The organism is Kitasatospora sp. RG8 (assembly GCF_017813315.1).
Lineage (GTDB): Bacteria > Actinomycetota > Actinomycetes > Streptomycetales > Streptomycetaceae > Kitasatospora.
In genome coordinates, this window is sequence record NZ_JAGIYX010000003.1 from 497,351 (window position 1) to 522,730 (window position 25,380).

Sequence of the window (25,380 nt, forward strand, 5' to 3'; positions counted from 1 at the left end):
GCACTTTCCGGTGCGTGCTTCCCCGTGGAGAGCAACTCTCCTTAGTTTGGGAGCCGTTCGCAACCTCCGGTTCTGCCGGTTCCCCCGACTCAAAGGAGCGCGCCATGCGTGCCGTTGTCGTTCGTACCTTCGCCGGCCCCGAAGCCCTGGAGCTGGTGGACGTGCCCGTGCCCGAGGCCGGCCCCGGCCAGGTCCGGGTGCGGGTGGAGGCCGCCGGGGTCAACCCGGTGGACGCGGTGACCCGGGCCGGGGTCCTGGCGGAGGCGGGGCTGATGCCGCCGCGCGAGGTGGTCGGGATCGGCTGGGACGTGGCCGGCGTGGTCGACCAGGTCGGGCCCGGGGTGGCCGGATTCGCCCCCGGCGAGCGGGTGATCGGCCTGCGCGACCGGCTGGACGTCCCGCTGGGCGCCTACGCCGAGTACCTGGTGCTGGACGCCTCCGTGCTGGCCCCGGCGCCGGCGGGGGTGCCGGCCGTGGAGGCCGCGACGCTGCCGCTGAACGGGCTGACCGCCGTCCAGGCACTGGACCTGCTCGGCCTGCCGGCCGGTGCCACCCTGCTGGTGACCGGTGCGGCAGGCGCGGTGGGCGGCTTCGCGGTCGAACTCGCGGTGCTGCGCGGGCTGCGGGTCGTGGCCCTGGCGGGCGAGGAGGACGAGGCGCTGGTAAGGGAGTTGGGTGCCGAGTGGTTCGTCCCGCGCGGCACCGCCGATCCGGCCGCCGCCGTCCGGTCCCTCGTCCCGGGCGGCGTGGACGGCTCACTGGACGCGGCTCTGCTGGGTGTCGTCGCACTCGGCGCCGTCCGGAACCGCGGGTCCTTCGTCACCGTCTCCGGGGGCGCACCGGTGGGCCTGCGGGGAATCCGGGTGGCCAACGTATGGATCGCCGCCGACGGCCGCGCGCTCGCCGGCTTGTCCGACCTGGCCGCCCGGCGCCGCCTCACCCTGCGGGTGGCCGACGCCCTCCCGCTGGAACAGGCCGCCGAGGCGCACCGGCGGCTCGACCGGGGCGGCCTGCGCGGGCGGCTGGTCCTCGTCCCCTGAGCCTGCGTGCCACCCATGGGCCCGGGGCCCACCACCTCGCCCCGGGCCACCCTCGCCCCGGGCCGCCCTCACCTCGGGAGCACCGCCACCCGAGCTGTTCGTCCAGCGGACTAGCTGCGCCCGGAGCGTTGTTGGCGGAGCCAGGCCACGGCGGCGACCAGGCCGACGGCGCCGCCCGCACAGAGCTTGACGGCGCCCTTGGCGAGCAGCCAGCCGAGACCGGGGAGGGTCCAGCCCAGCCAGTGGAAGACGGCCAGCATCACCGCAGCCGCCCCCACCGCCGCCAGCACGGTGCCCGCCACCATGGCCCCGGTGGACAGCTCGCGCTCCCCCGAAGCCGTTTCCGCCGTTTCGTTCGTGCCCCCAGAATCCATGAAGGGCATCCTAACTCGGCGTCAGCGAGGTGCGTGGTGGGTATCGCCGGTGTGCTCGCCGGTCTCGTGGTCGGGGAAACTGACGGCCAGGGTGACGCGATACTCGAAGACGTCGTCGCGGTGGCCCGGGACGCGGGCCCAGGCCAGCGAGTGCACCTCGGCGTCGGGCGCCTGCCGGCACCAGGCGGCGGCCTCCTCCAGCGTCCGGGCCGCCGAACGGCCGGTGCAGACCACGGCGGTGTAGGCGGCGACCGCGATGTCGCCGCCGCTGCGGCCGGCCCGCGAGACCGCCCGGACCGCGGCCGCGGCATGGGTGAGGTCGCGGGCGAGGTCCTCGACCACCCGGGGCGGCGCCGGCAGGAGGGCCGGACCCTCCGCCACGGTCTCCGGCAGGTTCGTGCTCACTGTCTGGGCCTCCGTCCGCCTGGTCACGGGATCCACCTGGATCGGGGTCCGCCTGAAAAGGGTCCGCCTGGTCACAGGGTGCGCCTGGTCACGGGCCCAAGGATGCCGGGCCACCGTTCCTGGCATGACCACTTTCACTGGAACATCACCCGTCCGTGGAGCGGATGGTGTAGAAGAGGACGCCTTCGGGCGCGCCCTGGTATGGGACGGCCGGCGCATCGGGCCAGGTCAGGCTGCTCGCGGGTGGGCGCCGCCCGGAGCCCGACCGCGCCTGCGCGCACCACCGCCGTGCCCCGGACCGCCCGTTCGGCTCCCGGTCGCGCCCGGTTCACGTTCGCCGCCGGGCGCCCGCCGTGACGGAGTCGTACAACTCCCGTTGCAGGAAACGGAAATACCGACCGAGGCCGGACACTAGGATCCTCCCCTAGGCAGTCCGCCGCCGGGGCGGACGCCGCCCGAGGGGGAACCCATGCAGCTCAAGTCACCGCTCCAGTACGGTCGTCGGCACCTCTGGCTGCCGGCGCTGGCGCTCGCGGGCGCCGCGCTGGCCGGGTGCTCGTCCGGCAGCGGAAGCGGGTCGGCCGCGGCCGCGCCCTCCACCGGCAGTGCGGCGTCCACCCCGGCCGCCGCACCCACCACTGCGGCCCCGGTGCCCACCTCCGCCGCGTCCACCCCGGCCGCGCCGGCCACCACTGCGGCGCCGACGGGCGCCGCCGCCAAGCGCCCCACGGACGCCTGCACGCTGCTCAACTCCCCCCAGGTGATCGCCGCCGTCGGCACCGGCGGCCCGTTCGCCGGCACCCACCCCGACCCGGCGAGCGACGGCAGCCCGGTCTGGGGCTGCACCTGGGGCTCCCGCCAGTCGTACGCGTCGATCCGCGAGGTGAAGCCGACCGTCCTCGCCACCGTCAAGGCGAACCCGGACAACCAGATCACCCCGGTGCCGGGGGCGGGTCAGGAGGCGGTACTGACGCAACGCAAGGACGGCAGCCACCCCGAGGTGTACTTCGTCGCCGACGGCCGCACCTACTCCGTCGAGGTGGTCAAGGACCGCGGCCCGGGCGACAACGTCAACGCCCCGGCGGAGGCGTTGGCCGAGACCGGGCTGGCCGTGGTGCTCGCCAAGGCGCTCGCGGGCTGAGCGGGCGGACGAGCGGGCCACCGGAGCGACCCGTCCGGAGCGGCGGGCCGGTCGGCCGGACCGACCACGCCGGCCGGACGGACCGGCCTTCGAACGGCGCCGCGGCCCTGGTGGCCGGGGCCGTTCGAAGGCCGTCCGGGGACGCCGGGCGGCGCAGCCCGTTCCCTCCGGGGCGTGAACGGGGCCGGGCGGGGGCTGCGGGCGGATGCGGGTGCGGCGCGGGCGTTCACAGAATGACGCCACGGCGCCGTACCCCGTACTCCCCCGACAGCCAAGGCGGATCGTATGAGCCGATTCCACCCGTCCCCGTCCCGGCCCACGAGGCCGCTGCGCACGGAGCCCCGGGCCCCGCAGCTCCGGCCCCCGCAGCCCCGGCCCACGAAGGGCCTGCGCCGAGCGGCCTCCCTGCTCTCCGGTCTCGCCCTGCTCGCCCCCGCCGCCGCGGCCGGGGCGCTGGCCACCGCGATACCTGCGCGGGCCGACAATCCGACCATCTCGGGCACCAGCATGCGCTACGCCTGGGACTCGGCCGAGCCGGGCCTGAGCCCCGCGCAGGTCTCGGCCTCGGACTTCGGCCGGCGCTGGTCCACGGCCGTGGACGGCGCGGTGTACGCACAGCCGCTGGTGGCCGGTTCGACGGTGGTGGTCGCCACCGAGACCAACCACGTGTACGGCGTCGGCGCGGCCGACGGCAAGGTCCTCTGGCAGCGCGCGCTCGGCACCCCCGTGGCGTCGTCCACGGCCTGCCTCTCCCCGGGGACCGGGATCACCTCGACGCCCGTGTACGACAAGGCGACCGGCACGGTCTACCTGGTCACGAAGTCCAACGAGGGCGGCGCGCACTTCTCCGTGCACGCCCTGGACGTCGCCTCGGGCGCCGAGCGCAGCGGCTGGCCGGTGCCGGTCCAGGGCGATCCGGTGAACAGCCCGGGCGTCCCGTTCAACGCGGCCACGTCCGCCCAGCGCGCCGGACTGCTGCTGCTGGACGGCGCGGTGTACTTCGGCTTCGCCTCGGACTGCGGGGTCGGCACGTACGTGGGCCACGTCGGCGGCGTCAACACCACGAGCCGCAAGCTGACGCTCTGGTCCACGGGGTCCGGCTCGAACTCGCAGAACGGCGGCGTCTGGATGAGCGGCGGCGGCCTGGTCTCGGACGGCGCCGGACGGATCATCCTGGCCACCGGCAACGGCGCGGGCACGGGCTCCTCGCCCGCCAGGGGGCCGGGGAACAAGCCGGGGGGCCACTTCGCGGACTCGGTGGTGCGCCTGGGCGTCAACAGTGACGGCAGCCTCGCGCCGAAGGACTTCTTCAGCCCGGCCAACAACCGGGACCTCGACCACAACGACCTCGACCTAGGCTCCGGCGGCCCGGCCGCACTTCCGTCCGGCTTCGGCACCACCTCGCACCCGCACCTGCTGGTGCAGGTCGGCAAGGACGGGCGGATCTTCCTGCTGGACCGCGACAACCTGGGCGGCACGGCCCAGGGCCCGAACGGAACCGACGCCGTGGTGGGCATGACCGGCCCGTACAAGGGCGTCTGGGGCCACCCGGGCGTCTGGGGCGGCGACGGCGGCTACGTCTACGTGATCGAGAACTACGGTTCGCTGCGCGCGCTCAAGTACTCGGTGAACGGCTCCGGCGATCCACAGCTGACCAGCGCCGGGACGAGCGCCGAGGGCTTCGGCTACGCGTCCGGCTCACCGGTGGTGACCTCCAACAGCACGGCCGGCGGGTCGGCGCTGGTCTGGCTGATCTACTCCGGTACCGGGCCGGGCGGCCAGAACGGCGAACTGCGCGTCTACGACCCGGTTCCGGTCAACGGCACGCTCAAGATGCGCCGCAGCTTCGCCCTCGGCACGGTGACCAGGTTCTCCGTCCCGGCGACGGACGGCGGGCGGGTGTTCGTCGGTACCAAGGACGGGCACCTGATCTCCTTCGGCCGCGCCTGAGGCCGACCGCCCGCGTGCGGCCGGCCCGTCCGTACGCCCGACCCGCCCGTACGCCCGACCCGTCCGCAGACAGTCGCGCTCGAACAGCACCACGGCGGGGCCCACCCGCGTCCACCACGTCCACCACATGACCGCGGCCCGGCCCGACCGTCACCCGTTCGAGCGCGTTTGTCCGCGGATCGCGCGGGTTGGAACGGCGGCCGGGCCCGGCGGCTCGTAGCGTCCTGACCCACGGGGCCCGATGCCCCCGCCCCCCGACCCGACCTCGTCCCGAGGGAGAACCCCGTGAAGTGCACCACCACACCCCGCCCCGCCCCCGCCGTGCCGGCCGAGCGCCCGGCCGGCGCCGCCACCGCGGCGAAGCCCGCCTGGACCACTCCCGCGGTGGAGTGCCACCGCACCGGCGCCGAGGTCACCGCCTACGCCGCGCGGACCACTCGGTGACGCAGCCCCTGACCCGCGAACGGTTCGCGGCCAGGCTGTACGACCTGCGCGGACGGTACTGGGACACCCACCCGTTCCACCTGCGCCTGCACTCCGGTGGCTGCACGCCACCGGAGTTGCGGCGTTGGGTCGCCAACCGCTGGTACTACCAGCTCTGCCTGACCCGCAAGAACGCCGCCATCATCGCCAACTGCCCGCTGCCGGACGTCCGTCGCTCCTGGGTGGAGCGCCTCGCCTACCAGGACGGGCCCAGCGGCGACGAGGGCGGTCTGGCCGACTGGCTGGTGCTCGCCGAGGCCGTCGGCCTGGACCGCGCCGAGGTCACCGACGAGCGGCACGTCGCCCGCGGGGTGCGCTTCGCCGTCGACGGCTACCTGCACTTCTGCCAGACCAGGCCGTGGACCGACGGCGTCGCGGCGGCGCTCACCGAGATGTTCTCGCCCGACCACATGGCCCAGCGGGTCACCGCCTGGCGCACCCACTACGACTGGATCGACCCGGCCGGGTACGCCTACTTCGAGCACCGCATCCCCACCGCCCGCAAGGACAGCGCCCGCACGCTCGAACTGGTCCTGGACCACTGCGTCACCGCCACCCAGCAACAGGCCGCGCTGGACGCGCTGGCGTTCAAGTGCGACGTCCTGCGCGCCATGCTGGACGCCGTCGACTACGGCGCCGACCGGTGACCGCCCCTGCCCGGACCGGCCAGGTACCCGGACTGCGGCGCGGCGTCCGGATGGTGCACGACCCGGTCCGCGGGCGGGGCGCGCTGCTCTACCCCGAGGGCGTGCTGCTGCTCAACGAGACCGCCGCCGCGGTGCTGCGCCACTGCGACGGCCGGCGCAGCCCGGACGACATCACCGCCGAACTCGCCACCGAGTACGACGGGGTGGACGGGGACCAGGTCCGCGCGCTGCTCGCCGAGCTGGCCGGGCGGCGGCTGCTCGCCCTGGACGGCACCGGTGCTCCGGCCGAGCCGCGGCAGGCCGCCGGCCTGCCCGGTGCCCCGGCCCGCCCGCCCGCGCCGCTCGGACTGGTCGCCGAACTCACCCACCGCTGCCCGCTGCAGTGCACCTACTGCGCCAACCCGATCGAACTCACCCGCCAACGCGACGAGTTGGAGACAGAGCAGTGGATGCGCCTGCTCGACCAGGCGCGCGGCCTGGGTGTGCTCCAGGTCCACCTCACCGGCGGCGAACCGCTGCTCCGCCGCGACCTGGCCGGGATCATCGGCCACGCCCACCGCTTGGGCCTCTACACCAACCTCATCACCAGCGGCCTGCCGCTGGACGCCGAGCGCACCGCGGAGCTCGCCGACGCGGGCCTGGACCACGTCCAGCTCTCCGTGCAGGACGCCGACCTGCACCGCGCGGACGCCGTGGCCGGCCTCTCCGCCCACCGGCGCAAGCTCGCCGCGGCCGCGCTGCTGACCGGCGCCGGCCTGCCGCTCACCGTCAACGCCGTGCTGCACCGCGGCAACGTGGCCAGGATCGGCGCCATCGCCGACCTGGCGGTGGAGCTGGGCGCCGACCGGGTCGAGCTCGCACACACCCAGTTCTACGGCTGGGCCTGGCGCAACCGCGCCCACCTCGCCCCGACCGGGGAACAGGTCCACCGGGCCGAACGGGACGTGGCCGCCGCCCGGGAGCATCACGGCGACCGCATCGAGATCGTGCACGTCGCCGCCGACCACCACGGCGGCACCGCGAAGCCCTGCATGGACGGCTGGGGCCGGCGCCAGCTGGTGGTGACCCCCGACGGCGACGTGCTGCCCTGCCTGGCCGCCGCCCAGCTGCCCGGCCTGCCGGTGCCGAGCGCCGTGACCGACGGCCTGGCCGCGATCTGGCACGACTCGCCCGCGTTCAACCGCTACCGCGGCACCGACTGGATGCCGGAGCCGTGCCGCAGCTGCGCACTGCGCGAGGTGGACCACGGCGGCTGCCGCTGCCAGGCCTTCCAGTTCACCGGCGACCCGGGCGCCACCGACCCGGCCTGTCACCTCTCCCCGCACCACCACCTGGTCGCCGAACCCGCCCCCGCCGGCACCCCGGCCCCCGCCCCCCGGAGAATGCGCTGAAGATCCGGATCCTCGGCACCGCCGCCGGCGGCGGACTGCCCCAGTGGAACTGTGGCTGCGCCGGCTGCACCACCGCCCGCCGCACCGGCGTCGCCCGCAGCCAGGACTGCCTGGCGGTCAGCGCGGACGGCGCCGCCTGGTACCTCGTCAACGCCTCGCCCGACCTGCGCGGCCAGCTCCTCGCCGCTCCCGAACTCGCCCCCTCCCCCGGAACCCGAGACACCCCGCTGCGCGGCGTCCTGCTCACCAGCGGCGAACTCGACCACACACTGGGGCTGCTGACCCTGCGGGAGGCCGCCGAGCTGACCGTGCACGCCACCCTCCCGGTCCGCTACGCCCTCCACTCGGCCTTCCCGGCCGGCCCGCTGCTCGCGCCGTACACCAAGGCCGGCTGGCAGACCCTCACCCCGGGCCGCACCGTCGAGCTGGCCGGCGGGCTGCGCGCCGAGCCGCTGGCGCTCGGCGGCAAGCGGCCCCGCTACGCGGCCGACCTGCCCGGCGAGGGCTGGGAGGGCCGGCCGGACTGGGTCACCGGCTACCGGTTCAGCGACGCCGACGGCCGGGCGAGCGCCGTGTACGCACCCGGGCTCGCCGAGTGGACACCCGCGATGGACCGGGCGGTGGCCGGCGCGGACGTGGTCGTCCTGGACGGCACCTTCAGCACCGACGACGAACTCGCCGCGCACACCGGCGGGGCACGCTCCTCCCGCGGCATGGGCCACCTGGCCGTCCTGGACTCGCTCCCCCACCTGGCCCGCCACCCCGGCCCGCGCTACCTCTACACCCACCTCAACAACACCAACCCGCTGGCCCACCCTGCCTCCCCCGGCACCGAGGCCCTCACCCGGGCGCTGACGGCGGCCGGCGCGGCCGTCGCCGAGGACGGGATGCTGATCGAGCTCTGACGGTGAGGACGTGCACGCGCGGGTTCCCGGCGGATTCCACGGGCCCGGGCGGTCCGACCCCACCCGCCGTCAGGCCCCCTCACCACCTGCGCGTTCATCCAACGGTGGCGCCCAGGACGCCCACCGCTCACCCGGGTCGCGTCAGGTGGTCGTGATACTAATCATTCGGGGGACGCGAACTGTCATGCACGGGCAGGCACGATGGTGACAGCCCGTCCGTTCCCCGAGGGTCCGCACGGTCAGGGGAGGGGCACGGTATGAGGGCAGGGATCGGCAACGCCGGAGACGGCGGAACGGCTCGGACGGGGCGTCGGCTGCGACTGGGCAAGCGCGTCACCGGGACGGCGGCGGCGTTCACCGCGCTGGCGGCACTGACCGGTTCCCAGGTGACCGGCCTCGGGCTGCTGCCCGTCGCGGCGGCCGACTCGGCGACGCCCGTCACCGACCCGCTCACCCCCGTCTCCGTCACCGTCTCCCTGCCCGGGACCACGTTCCCCGGCACCGCGCAGCCGACCCTGGCCAACAGGCCCGGCGTCCCCGTCGACGGCGGGGCCGCCACCCCGCTGCCGCAGCCGCCCACCTCCCTGCCCGGGGACCCGTCGGCCGGCCCGTTCCGCACCGGGCCCGCCCTGCCGGAGACCGTCTTCGCCGCCTACCGCAAGGCCGAGACCGCCCTGGCCCAGCGCTCGCCCGGCTGCCACCTGCCGTGGCAGCTGCTGGCCGCGATCGGCGAGGTCGAGTCCGGCCAGGCCGGCCGCGGCGCCGTGGACGCCGCCGGGACGACCTACCGGCCGATCCTCGGCCCGGTGCTCGACGGCAAGGGTTTCGCGGCGATCCCCGACACCGACGGCGGCCGCCACGACGGTGACCGCGTCTGGGACCGGGCCGTCGGCCCGATGCAGTTCATCCCCTCCACCTGGGCCTCCTGGGGCGTCGACGCCAACGGCGACGGCCAGGCCGACCCGAACAACATCTTCGACGCCGCCGAGGCCGCCGGCCGCTACCTCTGCGCGGGCGGGCGCGACCTCGCCGACCCGGCGCAGCTCGACCGGGCCGTCCTCGGCTACAACAACTCGGGCGAGTACCTGCGGACCGTCAAGAACTGGATGGCGCACTTCGGGACCGGTACCGCGACCACCACCCCGGACCGTCCGGCGCCGGCGGGCGCGGTGACCGCTCCCACGGCACCCGCCTCCTCCGCGGCGGCCACCCCGACCACGGCGCCCGCGCCGTCGCCCTCGGCCACCTCCCCGGCCTCGCCGTCCGCGACGCCGACGCCCACCTCACAGCCGTCCCCGTCGGCCACCCCGACTCCGACGACGAGCCCGAGCGCCACGCCCACCGCGAAGCCGACGACCACGCCCACCGGGACCCCGACCGGGACCCCGAGCACCAGCCCGAGCGCCACCCCGACGGGCACCCCGACCGCGACGCCGACGGGCTGCCCGACCCCCACCGCCACCGGTGCGGCCACGCCCACGGCCTCCCCGTCCGCGTCCGCGTCGGCCACCCCGTCCGCGACGGCCACCCCGAGCGCGACGGCCTCCCCGTCCGCGACGGCGACGGCCACCGCCCCCGGCTGCCCCGTCCCGACCGGCACCCCCTCCGCCTCCGCGACCGCGACCGCCACCCACTCCCCGTCGGCCGCCCCCTCGCCCTCCGCCCACTGAGACTGCCGGGACCGTCGACGGCGGGGGACCGGGCCTCCCCGGCCCCCGCCGTCGGCCGCTCACCAGCCGAGCAGTCCCAGGACCCGGCCGGCCACCTCCTGCCCCACCGCGCCGACCAGTGCGCCCAGCACCACGCCGACCAGCGTCAGTCCCTCACCGCGCGTCAGCCGGAACCTCTTCACCGCGACCTCCCCTGAACCAGCCGGGCCGCGAACGCCACCCGGTCGACTCCCAGCCTCCGCGCCGCTCCACGTCCCCTGACGAGTCGCGACGAGCCGACCGCGCCGACGGCGCAACGCCTGCTCACGACCGCCGGCCCGGGCGCCCCGGCGACGAGTTCCGACGAGATCCGAGGACTTCCGTCGGCCCAGCCCACTCCGGCCAACGCCGCCACAACCACTCGGCCGCGCCCTACACTTGGCGGACCGATCGGCCAGGGGAGGGCGCGCGTGGTGCTGCGGACGGTCCGGGTGGGGGACGGACGTGCCATCGCCGTCGAGACGATGGGCGATCCGCACGGCCGGCCGGTGTTCCTGCTGCACGGCACACCGGGGAGCCGGTTCGGCCCGATGCCGCGCAGCAGCGTGCTGGCCCGCCTGGGCATCCGGCTGGTCTCGTTCGACCGGCCCGGCTACGGCGAGTCCACACGGCTGCCCGGCCGCCGGGTCGCCTCGGCCGCCGAGGACGTGCGGACCATCGCGGACGACCTCGGCATCGACCGGTTCGCGGTGTACGGCCGCTCGGGCGGCGGCCCGCACGCGCTGGCCTGCGCGGCGCTGCTGCCCGGACGCGTCACGCGCGCCGCCGTCCTCACCGCGCTCGCCCCCCGGGACGCCGCCGGGCTGGACTGGTTCGGCGGGATGGCCCCGCCCACGGTCCGGGCCTACCGGGAGGCCGAACGCGGCCACTCCCGGATCGCCGACACGCCGCAGTTCCGCACCCGCCAGGTCAGGGACGACCCGATCGTGCTGCTCCGGGGACTCCGGGCCGAACTGCCGCCCGCCGACCGGGGGGTGGTGAGCGACCCGGGCATCCGACGGATGCTTCAGACCACCTACCAGCAGGCCTTCCGGCACAGCACCGACGGCTGGATCGACGACGTGCTGGCGTTCACCGCCGACTGGGGCTTCAACGTCCGGGACATCGCCGTGCCGACCTGGCTCTGGCACGGCTCCGAGGAGCAGTTCGCGCCGGTCGAACACTCCCGCTGGCTGGCGGACCACATCCCCGGCGCGACGCTCTCCCTGGAGGACGGCGCGGCCCACTTCGGCGCGCTCAGGGTGATGGGCACCGCGCTCGCCTGGCTGGCCGCATGACCGCGCGCGACGGGGGCTCCCGACCGGGCAGCCAGCGGCCGATCCAGCCGCCCCCGCTGCGCCCCGGCCCCCTCGGCGAGCTCAAGCAGCTGCTCTACCGCCTCTACCTGGGGGCCGGGCGGCCCACCCTCGACCACATGGCCGCACTGGTCGCCGCGGACGACCGCCTGCCGGGCTCGCCCCCGCGCGACGCCATCGGCCATCTGATCGGCTCGCCCGGCCTGCCGGCCCAGCAGGCCGACACCCTCGCCGTCGCCGTGGTCCTCGCCCGGGAGGCCCGGTGGAGCGTGCCCGAGGTCCGCGCGACCGTCCTGGACCTGTGGACGCGGGCGCAGCTGGCCACCGCGCCGGGACGGCCGATCAGGGAGCACACCGACCCGTTCGCGCTGGAGGTGCACCGGGCGATCGAGCTGCCGCCCGGACCGGGCGGGGAGCCGGTGCCGCTCCTTCCCGCGTACGTCGCGCGGGCCCACGACCACGAACTGGCCCGGATCGTCCGGGCCGCGGAGGAGGGCCGGAGCGGCCTCGCCGTCCTGGTCGGCGCGTCCTTCACCGGCAAGACCCGGGCCTGTTGGGAGGCGGTGCAGCGGCTGCCCGCCCGCTGGCGGCTGTGGCACCCGATCGAGCCGGGTGGCCCGGAGGCCGTCCGGGACGCCCTGGAGAAGGTCGACGCCCACACGGTGATCTGGCTGAACGACTGCCAGCTCTACATCGGCACTCCGGCCGGTCCGCTGGGTGAGCAGGTCGCGGCCGGGCTGCGGGCACTGCTGCGGGACCCCGGCCGGGGACCGCTCCTCGTCCTCGGCACCCTCTGGCCCGAGTACTGGTCCGCCCTCACCGCCGTCCCGCTGCCGGAGCGCCTGACCGACGAACACGCCCAGGCCCGCGGTCTGCTCACCGGCCACGACCTTCGGGTGCCGGACGTCTTCACCGAGGCCGACCTACGGGCCCTGCGGGTGCTGGCCGCCGGGGACCGGCGGCTCGCCCGGGCGGACGAACGGGTCAGGAACGGCCACGTCACCCAGTACCTCGCCGGGGCTCCGGCACTGCTGGAACGCTACCGGACCGCCTGGCCCGCCGTACGGGCGGTGATCGAGGCCGCCGTCGACGCCCGGCGGCTCGGCCACGGTCCGCACCTGCCGCGGGCACTGCTGGCCGACGCCGCCCCCGGCTACCTCACCGACCAGCAGTACGACCTGCTGCCCGACGACTGGCTGGACCGCGCCCTGACCTTCGCCGCCGAACCGGTGCGCGGCACTCCTGGCGCGCTGGCCGCGGTGCGCCCCCGCCCGGACCGCGTCCTGTCGCCCCAACCGCACTACCGGCTCGCGGACTTCCTCGAACAGCACGGACGGGAGGAGCGCCGGTCCGCAGCCGTACCGCGATCGCTCTGGCAGGCGCTGGCCGACCACGCGGCGCGCGCCGACCTCGCCGGGCCGGCCCGCTCCGCGGCCGACCGGGGACTGCTCCGGCTGGCCGCCGGCCTGCTGACCGCGGCCGCCGCGGACGAGCCGGAGGCCGCCCTCGACCTGGCACGTCTGCTGGGCGACGCCGGCCACACCGAACCGGCACTGGCCTGGTACCGGCACGCGGTCACGGCCGGCCTGGCCGAGGCCCTCGACGAGGGCGCCGAGCTGCTGGAACGCGAGGGGCGGATCGACGAGGCGGTGGGCTGGCTCCGGCCGGCCGCGCGGAGCGGACAGGTGTCCGCGCACTGGCTGACGGCGGCGATCCTGCTGCGGGCACGGCGCACGGACGAGGCCGGCCGGGCACTGTCGGAGGCCGTCGCCGCCGAGGGCCCTGCCACCCTGCCGACCGCCGCCGGGATGCTCGCCGAGGCGGACCTCCTTGACGAGGCGCTCCCCTGGTTCGACCGCGCGCTGGAGCACGGGAGCACCGCCGCCGCCGTCCGGGCCGGGGACCTGCTGCGGGCCGCCGGCCGCATCGAGGAGGCGCTCGACTGGTACCGGCGCGCCCTCGGCCGCGGCGACACCGCCGCCGCCCACCCCGCCGCCGCCCTGCTCCACCGGCTGGGACGCACGGCGGACGCCCTCGCCCACTACCGGCAGGCACTTCGACGCGGCGACACCACCGCCGCCGGACCGGCCGCCGGCCTCCTGCACGAGAGCGGGCGGACCGAGGACGCGCTCGCGCTCCTGCGGCCGCTGGTGGCGGCCGCCGACCCGGCCGCGGTGCAGCGCTCCGTGGACCTGCTGCACGCACTCGGACGGACGGACGAGGCTCTCGGCCTCCTGCGCCGCAACGCCCGGTCCGACGGCCGTGGTCCCGCCGACCGCCGCCGGGAGGCGTGGCTGCTGGAGGAGACCGGGCGCGTGGACGAGACCCTCGCGGCCCTCGGCCACGGCATCGACGGGGACGGCACCGAGGACCCGTTCGCGCTGCGCGAGGCGGCGGAGGTGCTGCGCCGGGCCGGGCGGGAGGAGGAGGCGCTCGCCCTGCTGCGTCGGGCGGGCGCGGTGAGCGGCGAGGGGTCGCACCGCCAGCAGGCCGCCTGGCTGGAGGAGCTGGGCCGGCTCGACGAGGCCCTGGAGCTCCTCCGGTCCGGAAGCGGACCGGGGGCGGCCGCCGACCCGGAGGCGCTGCGGTTGGGGGCCGAGATGCTCGACTTCGCCGACCGGACGGACGAGGCGGTGGAGTGGTACGACCGGGCGGGAGCGGAGGGCGACGTCGAGGCGCTGCTCTCCGCCGGGCAGCTGCTGGAGGAGGCCGGGCGGTTCGCGGAGGCCGCCGAGCGGTTCGGGCTGGCGGCCGGACTGGGCCATCCCGAGGCGGGGTGGCACCGGGCCGGGATGCTCATCGCGGCCGGGCGGACGCAGGACGCCGTCGAGGTGCTGACGGCCGGTGCCCGGGACGCCGAACCGGCCGACCGGTGGCGGGCGGCGGAGCTGCTGCAGTCCGCCGGGCGGGTCGCGGAGGCGCTGGCGGTGCTGGAGCCCGCCGGACAGCAGGCGACGGCCGAGGAGCTGGGTCTGATGGCGCGCTGTCTGGCCCGGGCCGGGCGGCTGCCGGAGGCGGTGGAGTGCCACCGCCGGGCCGGCGAGGCCGGTGGGGCGGACGCGCTGATGCGGGCGTGCGAGGTGCTGCGGGCCGCAGGGCTGGGCGCGGAGGCCGAGCGGCTGCGCCGGTACGGCTGGGAGCCGGGCGGCGGCGCGGCGGCCGTCTGGACGGCGCCCGTGCCGGCGGCGGACGGTCACGCCGTACCGTCCCCACCGTCCTCCCAGTCGTAGTCGCCGTCACGGCACGGGACGGCACGGCACGGGACGGCACGGCACGGCACGGCACGGCACGGCACGGCACGGCACGGGACGGCAGCCGAACCGTTCAGCGCGCGGGCGACGGACGCGGGGCCCGTCCGGGGGGAGATCGGACGGGCCCCGCGGGTCCGGAGCGGCTGGGGGCCGGCCGGGCCGTCAGAGGTGCTTGACCAGCTCCGGCATGAGGTCCTGGAAGGTGCGACCGCTGGCCGGCTGACCGATCGCGGCCATCTGCCAGCCGCCCGCCGTGCGCTGCACCTTGGCCATGATCTGCGCGGTGTACGGGCCGCCGCCGGTGAGCGTGTAGCGGGCGAGCTCGGCGCCGGTCTGCTCGTCGACCAGCCGGCAGAACGCGTTCTCGACCTCCTGGAAGGTCTGGCCGGTGAAGGAGTTGACGGTGAAGACGATCTGGTCGACCTCGGCCGGGACCCGGGTGAGGTCGACGGTGATCGACTCGTCGTCGGTGGCGTCGCCGGCGCCGCCGGTCAGGTTGTCCCCGCTGTGCCGCACCGAGCCGTCGTTGCTCTGCAGGTGCTGGAAGAACACCACGTCCACCGGCTTGCCCTCGGCGAACAGCACCGCCGAGGCGTCCAGGTCGATCTCCTGCGAGGCCAGCAGCTTGGCGAAGAAGCCCTTCTTCTGGGCGGCGCGCCAGCCGAGGCCCATCCGCACCAGGCCCAGCCGCCCGCCGCCCGGCTTCTCCAGGCTCAGCTTCTGACCCTTGGCCAGCGAAACGCTCATCGTGCCCTCCTCGTTCCTCCGCCGTGCGGCGCTCTGAATCTACAGCACTGTAGAGACGGCCTGAGCCGACGTTTCATCGGCACGCAACACTCGGTCCTAGAAGACCCGGTACCCCGTTCCTAGGATCAACACCACATCATCCGAGCACAGGGAGAGGTACGCCATGAGTGACACGCTCCGGGCCGAAGCCGCCGACCCGCTCCAGGACGAGACCGCCAACCCCCTTCAGGACGAGACCGCCGACCCGCTCCGCGCCGAACTGGACCGCCGCGCCGCCGAGGTGGCCGAACAGGTGATCCGGTGGCGGCACCACCTGCACGCCCACCCCGAGCTCTCCAACCGCGAGGCCGGCACCGCCGAGCTGATCGCCGGCCACCTGCGCACGCTCGGCCTGGACGAGGTGCGCACCGGCATCGCCGGCCACGGCGTGGTCGGCGTGCTGCGCGGCGGACGCCCCGGCGGCCGGGTCGTCGCACGGCGCGCCGACACCGACGCCCTGCCCGTCCCGGACCGCTGCGGCACGGAGTTCGCCTCCACCGTGGTGGACGCCGACTACCCCGGCGGACCGTTCAGCGTCTCGCACGCCTGCGGCCACGACTGTCACGTCGCGATGCTGCTCGGCGCGGCCACCGTCCTGGCCGGGGTCCGCGAGCAGCTGCCCGGCACCGTCCTGTTCGTCTTCCAGCCCGCCGAGGAGGGCCCGCCGGTCGACGAGCCGGGCGGCGCACGCCAGATGCTCGCCGAGGAGGCGCTCGCCGACCCGGCGCCCTCCATGGTGTTCGGCCTGCACGTGACCCCGGACCCGAAGGGCCACGTCGGCTACCACGCGGGCTACCAGATGAGCGCGTCCCGGCTGGTCCGGATCGTCATCACCGGCCGCCAGACGCACGGCTCCTCCCCCTGGCGCGGTGACGACCCGATGCCCGCCGCCGGAGCGGTGCTCACCGGGATCGGCCAGCTCTACCGGCAGCGCTCCGCCTTCGACCCGGTCGCCGTCAGCATCGGGCACCTGGAGGACGTCGGCCGGTTCAACATCATCGGCGAGAAGGTGACCCTCTGGGGCACCGTCCGCTGCGCCGTCGAGGCCGACATGACCGAGGTGGAGAAGCGCCTCGCCACCCTCGCCGAGCACACCGCGCAGGCCTACAACTGCACGGCGCAGGTGGACTACCTCCAGCCGGTGCCGGCGTTGCACAACAAACCGGAGTGGGTGGCCGCCGCACTGCCCACCTTCCGCCGGGTGGCCGGCACCGACCGCGTCGACGAGATCGAGCCCACGCTCGGGTACGACGACGTCTCGGAGTTCGTCAACCGCTACGGCGGCCTCTACGTGATGCTCGGCGTCCAGGACACCGAACGCACCTCCGGGGGCACCGTCGTCCCGGTCCCCGGCGGCCGCGGCGTGGCCGTCAACCACAACCCGCACTTCTACGCCGACGACGACACCCTGGTGACCGGCGTCCGCCTGCACGCCCACGTCGCCTGGGACCATCTCACGGGCGCCCTGGAGCCGACCGCGGGGTGACCGCACGGGCCCGCAGCGGGGTGACCTGCCCGACGGCGGGTGAGCATGCAGCGGCAGGTGAGCTTGCCGGCCGCGGGGGGGACGTACCCAACGGCGGCGGGGTGACCGCGTCAGCCGGTCCGCTCCAACCGCACCAGCGCGTCGATCGCCTCGGCCCGGCCCCCGTCCTCCCCGGCGGGGGCCCGGTGGTCGGCCTCCGCGGCGACCGGGCGGCGGACGCGCTCGGCCCGGACGGTGCGCAGGCCGGTACCGGCGAGGTCGGCGAGGACGTCCTCCGGGGTGAACAGGACGCGCGGGTCCTGCGGGCCGCCGACGCCCTCGGTGAGGTTGGTGGTGTCGTGGCCGACCACCAACAGGGTGCCGCCGGGGGCGAGCGCGGCGGCGGCGCGGCGCAGGGCGGCCCGGCGGTCGGCGGCGGGGAGCTGGAGGTAGGCGACCAGGACGAGGTCGTAGCCCGTGGGCGGGGCGGCGAAGGTGCGGGCGTCGTCGTGGCGCCAGGTGAGCCGGCCGGCCACCTCCGCGGGGAGCCGGGCGGTGAGCCGGGCGGCACGTTCGACGGCGACGGCGGAGAAGTCGAGGCCGGTGACCTGCCAGCCCCGCCCGGCCAGCCAGATGCCGTTGCGCCCCTCCCCAGCGGCGAGGTCCAGGGCACGGCCGGGGGCGAGGCCGGCGATCTCGCGGACCACCCAGCGATTGGGTTCGTGCCCCCAGACCAGCTCGCTCGCGGCGTACCGCTCGTTCCAGTCCCGGCTCTCCATCGCCCGTCCTCCGTTCCGCGGGGCCACCCTCCACGCCACCGTACCGGTGCGGCAAGTTTCGGCCATCCATCGGGTTGACGCCCTTGACGGCGAATATTGGTCCAGTCCAATCTGTGATGTCGCCGATGCGTACGGACCCCTGGTCCCGCCGCGCCGACGCACCGTACCGAAACACGTGTTCACCCCGGTCGCGCGCCCCCACAGCGCTCGGCCCGGCTCCCCTCGGCCCGCCCGGGCCCATCGCACCGCCGGAACCCCCACTCATCCGGAGGACACCGCATGCACGACCGAGTCACGCCCGCGCGCCCTGCCGAGCGCCGGGCCGCCGCGCCACGCCGCCGGGCCACCGCACTGGCCCTGGCGGCGACGCTCACCACCGGCAGTGCCGCCCTCGCCCTGTCGCTCAACACGGCCTCGGCCGCGTCCGTCAACCTGCTGACCAACGCCGGCTTCGAGACCGGCACCCTGGCCGGCTGGAGCTGCGCCAACGGGTCGGTCGTCACCACTCCGGTGCACGGCGGGAGTTACTCGCTCAGCGGCGCGGCCTCGGCCTCCGACACCGCGCAGTGCCAACAGACGGTCGCCGTCCAGCCGAACACCCAGTACACCCTGTCCGGCTGGGTGCAGGGCAGCTACGTCTACCTCGGCGCGACCGGAACGAACGTCAACTCCCAGTCCTGGACGCCCGGTGCGACCGGCTGGACACAGCTCAGCAGCACCTTCACCACCGGTGCGACGACCACCTCGGTCACGGTCTTCACGCACGGCTGGTACGGCACCGGCACCTACCGCGCGGACGACCTCACCCTGACCGGGCCGGCCGGGCCGACCGGAAGCACCAGCCCGACGGCCTCCAGCAGCCCCACGGCGTCCGGCAGTCCGACGGCTTCGACCAGTCCGACCGCGTCCGGCAGCCCCACGGCCTCCGGCAGCCCCACGGTGACGACCAGCCCCACCGCGACGGCCACCGCCACCTCGACGGGCACCGGCCCGACCGGGGACGGCAAGGTCACCACGCCCACCGGGGTGACCGTCACCAAGGTCACCCACAACGCCGTGGTACTCAGCTGGCAGCCCTCCACCCTGACCGGCGGCGACGGCGTGGTCGCCTACAAGGTGTACTCGGGCGGCCAGTTGGTGGCCACCTCGATGGGCACCTCGGTGGCCGTCAGCTCGCTGCTGCCCAGCACCGCCTACGGCTTCACCGTCCAGGGTTACTCGGGCAGTCACGGCTCCGCCCAGTCCGCGAAGGTCTCCACGACCACCGCGGCCGCGCCCGCCGTGAGCCCGTTCCGCTCGGCCTACTTCGACCAGTGGGGCGTCTACGAGAACGCCTACCACGCGAAGAACGTCGACACCAGCGGCGCCGCCGGCAAACTGGACGTCATCACCTACGCCTTCGCCAACATCCACCCGACCTCGCACACCTGCTTCCAGGCGGTGAAGGCCTCCGACTCCGCCAACGAGTCCAACCCCAACGCGGGTGACGGCGCGGGCGACGCCTACGCCGACTACCAGGCCGACTACACCGGCGCGGCCAGCGTGGACGGCTCCGGTGACATCTACGAGCAGCCGCTCAAGGGCAACTTCAACCAGCTGCGCCAGCTGAAGGCCAAGTACCCGAACCTGCGCTTCACCATCTCGATCGGCGGCTGGACGTACTCCAAGTACTTCTCCGACGCGGCCGCCACCGACGCCTCCCGCAAGGCCTTCGTCTCCTCCTGCGTCGACATGTTCCTCAAGGGGAACCTGCCGACCGGCATCGCCGGTGATGCCTCCGGCGGCCAGGCCTCGGCGGCCGGTCTCTTTGACGGCGTCGACCTCGACTGGGAGTACCCGGGCTCGGCCGGCGGCCACACCGGGAACCACTACTCCCCCGCCGACAAGCAGAACTTCACCCTACTGCTGAAGGAGTTCCGAACCCAGCTGGACGCCCTCGGCAACGCCCAGGGCAAGCGGTTCCTGCTGACCGCGGCACTGCCCAGCGGCCAGGACAAGATCGCGCAGCTGGAGACCGACCGGATCGGCGCCTACCTGGACTACGCCGACATCATGACCTACGACATGCACGGCGCCTGGGACGCCAAGGGCCCGACCAACCACCAGGACCCGCTGCACGACAGCCCGAACGACCCGACCACGCCGATCACCCCGGGCACCCGCAAGTACAACGTGGACACCACGCTCACCGCGTACACCACCGGCCTGCCCGAGTACGGGATCGCGGGCGGGTTCCCGGCGAACAAGCTGGTGCTGGGCATCCCGTTCTACTGGCGCGGCTGGACGGGAGTGCCGGCCGGCAACAACTTCGGCCTGTACCAGAGCGCGACCGGCCCGACGCCGGCCAAGCCGCTCAGCGCCGAGGCCGGGCTGGCGGCCTGGAAGGAGCTGGGCGCCACCACCGCCAACACCCACTGGGACCCGGTGACCGAGACCTCGTGGGTCTACGACGGCACCAACTTCTGGACGGGCGACACCCCACAGGCCATCCAGGCGCGCGGCGCCTACGCCAAGAGCAAGGGGCTGGCCGGGATGTTCGCCTTCTCCCTGGAGAACGACGACGCCTCCGGCACCCTGCTCAACGCGATGAACGACAGCCTGCACTGACGTAGCGTCAGGTAGGCCGCCGGGCGTTCCGGGTGGCGCCGGGCACCAGCGAAGTACGGCCGGGCTCCGGCGAATCACGGCCGGGCATCCGGTCAGGCATCGCCGGGCATGGCCCGGGGGCCGCGCGGATCACGGTGATCCGCGCGGCCCCCGGGCCGCCTCCGCCTCCGCCGTCCGCCGTCAGTGCTCCGGCACCGGGTCGACCCCGTTGCCACGGCGCGCCACGCCCGGCCGGCAGCGGAGCAGCCGGCCGACCGTCAGCCGGGCGCCGCGCACCGCACCGTGCCGGTGCAGCGCCTGGACGGCGTAGGTCGAACAGGTCGGCGTGTACGGGCAGCAGTCCGGACGCTTCGGGCTGACCTCGGTCCGGTAGTACCGCACCGCACCGTAGAGCACGCCCGCCGCGAAGCCGCCCGGGGCGGGCGCCGCCGGGTCGGCCTGACCCCGGCGCCGGCCGCGACCACCGGTCAGGGCGAACCGCACGCCCGCGGCCATCATCACCGGCACCAGAAGGATCAGACAGGGATCGGCGACGTCCCCGCAGCAGTCGCAGGCGTCGCACGCGTCCGACCACTCGCGGTCCTTCTTCTTGGTCTTGCCGTTCTGCCGCTTGTACGCCAGCCACTCCCGCCGCTGCGCCTTCCGCCGCTGTCGCTCCTTCTCGGGCAGCCACCACCAGGCCCGCTCGGGGCGGCGCGGCGGCGGATAGGAGAGAGGCTGGTGGTGCGGCGGATGGGCCACGGCTCACGATCCCTTCGGCAGGCCCGACGGGACCGGCCCCCGACGGTCCGGTCAGATTATCGAAGACGGACCATCGAGGGGCACGGCGCCGTACACCCTCCGGGAGGGCGGTCAGTCCTGGCCGCCCCCCAGCGTGGGGAAGAGATCGGTGAACGGCTGGGTGGTCACCGAGACGCTCCGGCCGAACGGGTCGTCGAAGTCCCAGATCAGGAAGAGCAGGAAGGCGATCAGCGCGCTGAACGCCCCCGCCAGCAGCAACTCCCGCGTCGAACGCCGGATCTGCAGCGCGAACACCATGCCGACGGTCACCACAGCACCGACGATCAGACCGAACCAGACCACCCCCGGCATGGTCGGCCCGGCGTTCTGGCCGCGGGCGTTGCGGGCGTCGTCGGCGGTGCTGATCCGGTCCATCATCGGCTGGTAGGCCTGGGCCTCCAGATCGCTGGCCGGGGTGCGGGTGGCGACGTCCTGGCGCAGCTTGTCCAGCAGTTCGGTGCCCCGCGTGGAGATCTCGCCGTTCTCGCGCATGTACGCCCACTCGACGTCGACGACGTACGAGACGTAGGCGTCCACGTCGGCGCGGACCTTGTCCCGGAACTCGACCGGGTACACCTGGGCGCGCTCGCTCACCTCGTGCAGCGACTGTGCCTCGCGCAGCACGTCGTCCTGGGCGGCGCCGCGCGCCTCCCAGACTCCGGCGATGGCGAGGCCGAGCACGATCGCGTAGACCACGCCGATCATCATCGTCATGTACTCGATGACATCGGGTGTCTCGTCGGTGTTCTCGTCCTCGCTGGCCCGGCGGTGCCTCAGCAGCACCACCGCCACCACGACGGCGCAGGCCGCCGACATGGCGATGGCCAGCGCCAACCACTCGGACATGGGAACTCCCTTCTTCAGCTTGGGTTTTCCGGCTTCTTCGGCCGGCTCGGATGCGCCGGCCTGCCGTCGCCGGCTCGGGTTCGGGGCTCGGGGCTGGGGTTCGGGACTCGGGGCCGGGGTTCGGGACTCGAGGTTCGCCGAGTGGGTTCGCCGACCCGCGCCCACCGGCCCGCGTTCACGGGCTTGCGTTCACGGGCTTGCGTCCAGCCGTCTTCGGTTCCGCTTCCGGCCCACGCGGGTGGTCCGACTCGCGCGGGCCGACTTGCACGGGCCGGATCGACGACCCGAACCGGATGGGCCGGCCCGGGTGCTCCCGCGTGCGCCCGGCCGTCGTCGTGGGACGCGGCCGGACACCGTGGAACGGGTGCCGGCTACCGGGCCCGGGCGCCGGGGAACGTGCACACCATGGGCGCTCCCCGTGGGCGCGCCGTCGTCAGGAGCGGCCGGAGCCGCCGCGACCGGACCGGCCGCGTGGGCGCAGGGCCGCCGCAGCCAGTACGGCGGGCACCGTGACCAGCAGCATCGTCCTGGTCGGCGAACTGCCGTGGTGGCGCTCCGGCGCGGGCGCCGGCGGGGCCAGCGGAAGCCGGACCGGCTTGACCACCGGCTTCGGCCGGACCGGACTGGGGACCGGCGCACTGGGCTCGACCGTCGGCGCCGGCGGTTCCGGCACGGGCGGCGGGGGTGGGACGACCGGCTGCGCGGTGGGCCTCGGCGTGGGCGTCGGCGTCGGCCGGGGGGACGCGGGCGGCGGGGTGGGCCTCGGCGTCGGGGTGGGAGCGGCCGGCGGAGCCGGTGCGGGGGCCGGCGGCGGGGTCGGCGGCGGGGTGGGTCTGGGTGTCGGTGTGGGCGTCGGTGTCGGTGTCGGAGTGGGCGTCGGCGTCGGAGTGGGCTTCGGGGTGGGGGTGGGTGTCGGCGTAGGGCTCGGGCACGGGTGGTGGTGCTCGGTCGGGTGGCTGGGCTTGGGGTGCGGGTGCGGGTGCGGATGTGGCTTGGGAGTGGGCTTGGGGTGGTGCAGCACCCCGGAGAGGTCGACGGTCACGCCGACCTCGACGTCGACGTCGACCTCGACGTCCACACCCCCTTTGCCGACCGACACCGAGACGTCCGTATCGGTGTCGACGCAGGTCTCGACCACCGGGCCGTGGGGTTTGCCCCCGCCCTGGTGCTCGGGGGCACGCGCCCCGGCCGCGCCGCTCAGCAGCGCGCAGAGTGCGGCGACCCCGGCCGCCGCGCCGGCCAGCCTGGCCCGGCGACCGCGGGCACCGCCGCCGTCACCGCCGCCGCCGCCGCTCACCATGATCAGGTCTGCGGTCACGGTCGCCCGTCCACCGGTATCCGCCGGGACTGCTGGGGCTGCTGTCGCTGCAGCATGGGTACCTTGCACCTCTCACATCGTCGGGAGCGTCGTCTGGGGGGATCGGCCGGCGCTGGGAGGCCGACACCGGACGGCCCGCCTCAAGGGGCGGGCCGTCCGACATCTGGTGAAACGATCTTGCGGTGGACCTGGTTACGGCCTGACCGCGTTCCGTCCGGCCGTCAGCGGATGACGGCCCGGTGCACCGCTCAGTGGCGGCCGTGCGCGATCTCGACGTTCTCCAGGACGCCGACCGCGTCCGGCACCAGGATCGCGGCCGAGTAGTAGGCGCTGACCAGGTAGGAGATGATCGCCTTCTCGCTGATGCCCATGAAGCGGACCGAGAGGCTGGGCTGGTACTCGTCCGGAATGCCGGTCTGGTGCAGGCCGATGACGCCCTGGTTGTCCTCGCCGGTCCGGATCACCAGGATGGAGCTGGTGTTCTCCTTGGTGATCGGGATCTTGCTGCACGGCAGGATCGGCACCCCGCGCCAGGCCGGCACCTGCTGCCCGCCGAGGTCGACATGGTGGGGGTAGAGCCCGCGCGCGTTCAGCTCGCGGCCGATCGCCGCGATGGTGCGCGGGTGCGCGAGCAGGTAGTCCGGGTCACGGCGGCGGTTGAGCAGCTCGTCCAGGTCGTCCGGGGTGGGCGGACCGGAGTGGGTCTGGATCCGCTGGTCGAAGTCGGCGTTGTTGAGCAGGCCGAACTCCGGGTTGTTGATGAGCTCGAACTCCTGGCGCTCGCGCAGCGCCTCGATGGTCAGCCGGAGCTGGTGCTCGGTCTGGTTCATCGGCTGGTTGTAGAGGTCGGCGACCCGGGTGTGCACCTTGAGCACGGTCTGCGCGACGCTCAGCTCGTACTCGCGCGGCTTCAACTCGTAGTCCACGAAGGCGCCGGGGAGCTCGTACTCGCCCCGGTGGCCGGCCGACATGGCGATCTCGGCCTCACCGCGCTCGTTCTGGCGCTGGAGCGGCAGCGCCAGGAAGTCGCGGATGTGGTCCTGGAGGGCGGTCGAGCCGTCCCGGATGGCCTGGAACTCCCGTCGGGGCAGGGAGAGCACGGTGCCGGCGGTGGCGGACTTGGCGGTGAACTCCCAGACGGCGTCGGGGTCGAGCACCGCCTGCTCGCCGAACCGGTCGCCGTCACCGAGGACGCCGACGACGGTCTCGTCACCGTACTTGCCGGTGCCGATCTGGTTGATCTTGCCGTGGGCGATGAGGTAGATCCGGTCGGCCGCCGCGCCGCGCTCGGCCAGCACCTCGCCCGGACCGAAGTCGCGCTGCTCGCAGCGGTCGGCGAGGGCGATCAGCACGTCGTCGTCCTCGAAGCCGCGCAGCAGGGCGAGTTCGCCCAGCTCGCGCGGGATGACCCTGACCTCCGAACCGGTCTTGATGAACTCGATCCGGCCGTCGCCCACGGTGTAGGTGAGGCGGCGGTTGACGCGGTACGCGCCACCGGCAGCCTGCACCCAGGGCAGCACCTTGAGCAGCCAGCGGGAGGTGATCTCCTGCATCTGCGGCGCGGACTTGGTGGTGGTGGCGAGATTGCGGGCAGCGGCTGTGGTGAGGCTCGACTGCTGCGGAACCTGCTGTGTCTCCGGGCTGGTCTCCACCGGCATCGGCAGGGTTCTCCTTCATCTGGTCAGGTCACGCCGATCCGCCGCGGCGAGATGTGTGGCAGATCGTCAGATAGGCTTCATGGTGGGGGCGTTGGCGAAATCTCCGCACGGCCCTCCGCCCACTCGGGCGGCCCACCGGGAACCCTAGATCACCGAAACCCGGCCAGCCCCGTACGAACGCCGAGTGCCCCCCGATAGGGTGAATCTCAACCATGGAGTGGTTGGAATCCGTCAACTGTCCCTAGACGGAACTTCGAATTCCTGTGCATGCGAATCGCCCCCGGCCCGGAACGATCCCATCCAACCGAACGGAGCTACGGGAGGGGTTCGCGATCCCACGGCTCGGCCGCAACCCAGTGAAACAGGAGTTCGAGCGTCGAACGGGTGAAGCATGGGGCGCGGCCGGAGGCTCCGGCAACGGGGCGTCGGATCACGTCGGTGCCCCTGCCGTCGATCCTGCAGCGGCCTGCCACCGGCCTGCCACCCTCCTGTCGGCGGAGCGGCCCGGAGCGGCGCTGCAGCCCTCATCGACCCGGTCCAGCCCGTTCAG

At 74.7% G+C, this 25,380-nt stretch carries 21 protein-coding genes; 12 read left to right on the forward strand and 9 right to left on the reverse strand.

Annotated elements, in window-relative coordinates; translation table 11 throughout:
- Window positions 1-104 precede the first annotated feature (104 nt).
- Window positions 105-1,040 carry an NADP-dependent oxidoreductase gene (locus tag J5Y04_RS07560; protein WP_209411042.1) on the forward strand — a complete coding sequence of 312 codons (936 nt, stop codon included), beginning with the start codon at window positions 105-107 and terminating at the stop codon, window positions 1,038-1,040.
- 110 nt (window positions 1,041-1,150) lie between these two features.
- Here J5Y04_RS07560 and J5Y04_RS07565 read toward each other — a convergent pair whose 3' ends face one another.
- A complete protein-coding gene (locus tag J5Y04_RS07565) occupies window positions 1,151-1,414 on the reverse strand; it encodes a hypothetical protein (protein WP_209411043.1) in 264 nt (87 codons plus the stop codon).
- Between the two features lie 21 nt (window positions 1,415-1,435).
- Window positions 1,436-1,819, reverse strand: a complete 384-nt coding sequence (locus J5Y04_RS07570) for a hypothetical protein (protein ID WP_209411044.1) — start codon at window positions 1,817-1,819, stop codon at window positions 1,436-1,438.
- A gap of 469 nt (window positions 1,820-2,288) precedes the next feature.
- Between J5Y04_RS07570 and J5Y04_RS07575 the strand changes: the two genes are divergently transcribed.
- From J5Y04_RS07575 to J5Y04_RS07605, 7 genes are all read left to right on the forward strand, one after another.
- Window positions 2,289-2,960, forward strand: coding sequence for a hypothetical protein (locus J5Y04_RS07575; protein WP_209411045.1), 672 nt, complete (start codon window positions 2,289-2,291; stop codon window positions 2,958-2,960).
- 285 nt (window positions 2,961-3,245) lie between these two features.
- Entirely contained in the window at window positions 3,246-4,910 is a 1,665-nt protein-coding gene (locus tag J5Y04_RS07580) for a PQQ-binding-like beta-propeller repeat protein (RefSeq protein ID WP_209411111.1), read from the forward strand.
- Between the two features lie 285 nt (window positions 4,911-5,195).
- The gene (pqqA, locus tag J5Y04_RS43470; protein WP_209411046.1) at window positions 5,196-5,354 is read left to right on the forward strand and encodes a pyrroloquinoline quinone precursor peptide PqqA; all 159 of its coding nucleotides are present in this window, start codon (window positions 5,196-5,198) and stop codon (window positions 5,352-5,354) included.
- Window positions 5,351-6,040 carry a pyrroloquinoline-quinone synthase PqqC gene (gene pqqC / locus J5Y04_RS07590; protein ID WP_209411047.1) on the forward strand — a complete coding sequence of 230 codons (690 nt, stop codon included), beginning with the start codon at window positions 5,351-5,353 and terminating at the stop codon, window positions 6,038-6,040. The genes pqqA and pqqC overlap by 4 nt, the downstream gene beginning before the upstream one ends.
- Window positions 6,037-7,431: a pyrroloquinoline quinone biosynthesis protein PqqE gene (pqqE, locus tag J5Y04_RS07595; protein ID WP_209411048.1), complete on the forward strand. Its 1,395-nt coding sequence runs from the start codon at window positions 6,037-6,039 to the stop codon at window positions 7,429-7,431. The genes pqqC and pqqE overlap by 4 nt, the downstream gene beginning before the upstream one ends.
- A gap of 8 nt (window positions 7,432-7,439) precedes the next feature.
- Window positions 7,440-8,336 (forward strand): pyrroloquinoline quinone biosynthesis protein PqqB, encoded by an 897-nt coding sequence (gene pqqB, locus J5Y04_RS07600; protein WP_374105961.1) that lies wholly within the window; start codon window positions 7,440-7,442, stop codon window positions 8,334-8,336.
- Between the two features lie 257 nt (window positions 8,337-8,593).
- Complete coding sequence (locus J5Y04_RS07605; RefSeq protein WP_209411049.1) at window positions 8,594-10,006, forward strand: lytic transglycosylase domain-containing protein; 1,413 nt, start codon at window positions 8,594-8,596, stop codon at window positions 10,004-10,006.
- A gap of 59 nt (window positions 10,007-10,065) precedes the next feature.
- Here J5Y04_RS07605 and J5Y04_RS42825 read toward each other — a convergent pair whose 3' ends face one another.
- A complete protein-coding gene (locus J5Y04_RS42825) occupies window positions 10,066-10,188 on the reverse strand; it encodes a hypothetical protein (RefSeq protein WP_256463462.1) in 123 nt (40 codons plus the stop codon).
- 267 nt (window positions 10,189-10,455) lie between these two features.
- On the opposite strand from J5Y04_RS42825, the gene J5Y04_RS07610 reads away from it, so the two are divergent.
- Together J5Y04_RS07610 and J5Y04_RS07615 are read left to right on the forward strand one after the other, a co-directional pair.
- Window positions 10,456-11,322 carry an alpha/beta hydrolase gene (locus J5Y04_RS07610; protein WP_307852983.1) on the forward strand — a complete coding sequence of 289 codons (867 nt, stop codon included), beginning with the start codon at window positions 10,456-10,458 and terminating at the stop codon, window positions 11,320-11,322.
- Window positions 11,319-14,570: a hypothetical protein gene (locus tag J5Y04_RS07615; protein WP_209411050.1), complete on the forward strand. Its 3,252-nt coding sequence runs from the start codon at window positions 11,319-11,321 to the stop codon at window positions 14,568-14,570. Before J5Y04_RS07610 ends, J5Y04_RS07615 begins: the two co-directional genes overlap by 4 nt.
- 183 nt (window positions 14,571-14,753) lie before the next feature.
- Here J5Y04_RS07615 and J5Y04_RS07620 read toward each other — a convergent pair whose 3' ends face one another.
- Entirely contained in the window at window positions 14,754-15,338 is a 585-nt protein-coding gene (locus tag J5Y04_RS07620) for a TerD family protein (RefSeq protein WP_148640898.1), read from the reverse strand.
- Between the two features lie 163 nt (window positions 15,339-15,501).
- On the opposite strand from J5Y04_RS07620, the gene J5Y04_RS07625 reads away from it, so the two are divergent.
- Complete coding sequence (locus tag J5Y04_RS07625; RefSeq protein WP_209411051.1) at window positions 15,502-16,863, forward strand: M20 family metallopeptidase; 1,362 nt, start codon at window positions 15,502-15,504, stop codon at window positions 16,861-16,863.
- Between the two features lie 110 nt (window positions 16,864-16,973).
- On the opposite strand, the gene J5Y04_RS07630 is transcribed toward J5Y04_RS07625, so the two are convergent.
- Window positions 16,974-17,621, reverse strand: coding sequence for a class I SAM-dependent methyltransferase (locus tag J5Y04_RS07630; RefSeq protein WP_209411052.1), 648 nt, complete (start codon window positions 17,619-17,621; stop codon window positions 16,974-16,976).
- A gap of 279 nt (window positions 17,622-17,900) precedes the next feature.
- Between J5Y04_RS07630 and J5Y04_RS07635 the strand changes: the two genes are divergently transcribed.
- Window positions 17,901-20,228 carry a glycosyl hydrolase family 18 protein gene (locus tag J5Y04_RS07635; protein WP_209411053.1) on the forward strand — a complete coding sequence of 776 codons (2,328 nt, stop codon included), beginning with the start codon at window positions 17,901-17,903 and terminating at the stop codon, window positions 20,226-20,228.
- 180 nt (window positions 20,229-20,408) lie between these two features.
- On the opposite strand, the gene yidD is transcribed toward J5Y04_RS07635, so the two are convergent.
- From yidD to J5Y04_RS07655, 4 genes are all read right to left on the reverse strand, one after another.
- Complete coding sequence (gene yidD, locus J5Y04_RS43475) at window positions 20,409-20,969, reverse strand: membrane protein insertion efficiency factor YidD (RefSeq protein ID WP_307852984.1); 561 nt, start codon at window positions 20,967-20,969, stop codon at window positions 20,409-20,411.
- Between the two features lie 111 nt (window positions 20,970-21,080).
- Window positions 21,081-21,854 carry a DUF4239 domain-containing protein gene (locus tag J5Y04_RS07645; RefSeq protein WP_209411054.1) on the reverse strand — a complete coding sequence of 258 codons (774 nt, stop codon included), beginning with the start codon at window positions 21,852-21,854 and terminating at the stop codon, window positions 21,081-21,083.
- A gap of 433 nt (window positions 21,855-22,287) precedes the next feature.
- Entirely contained in the window at window positions 22,288-23,172 is an 885-nt protein-coding gene (locus tag J5Y04_RS43160; protein WP_209411116.1) for a hypothetical protein, read from the reverse strand.
- Between the two features lie 248 nt (window positions 23,173-23,420).
- Entirely contained in the window at window positions 23,421-24,830 is a 1,410-nt protein-coding gene (locus tag J5Y04_RS07655; RefSeq protein ID WP_209411055.1) for a family 2B encapsulin nanocompartment shell protein, read from the reverse strand.
- Window positions 24,831-25,380: the final 550 nt, after the last annotated feature.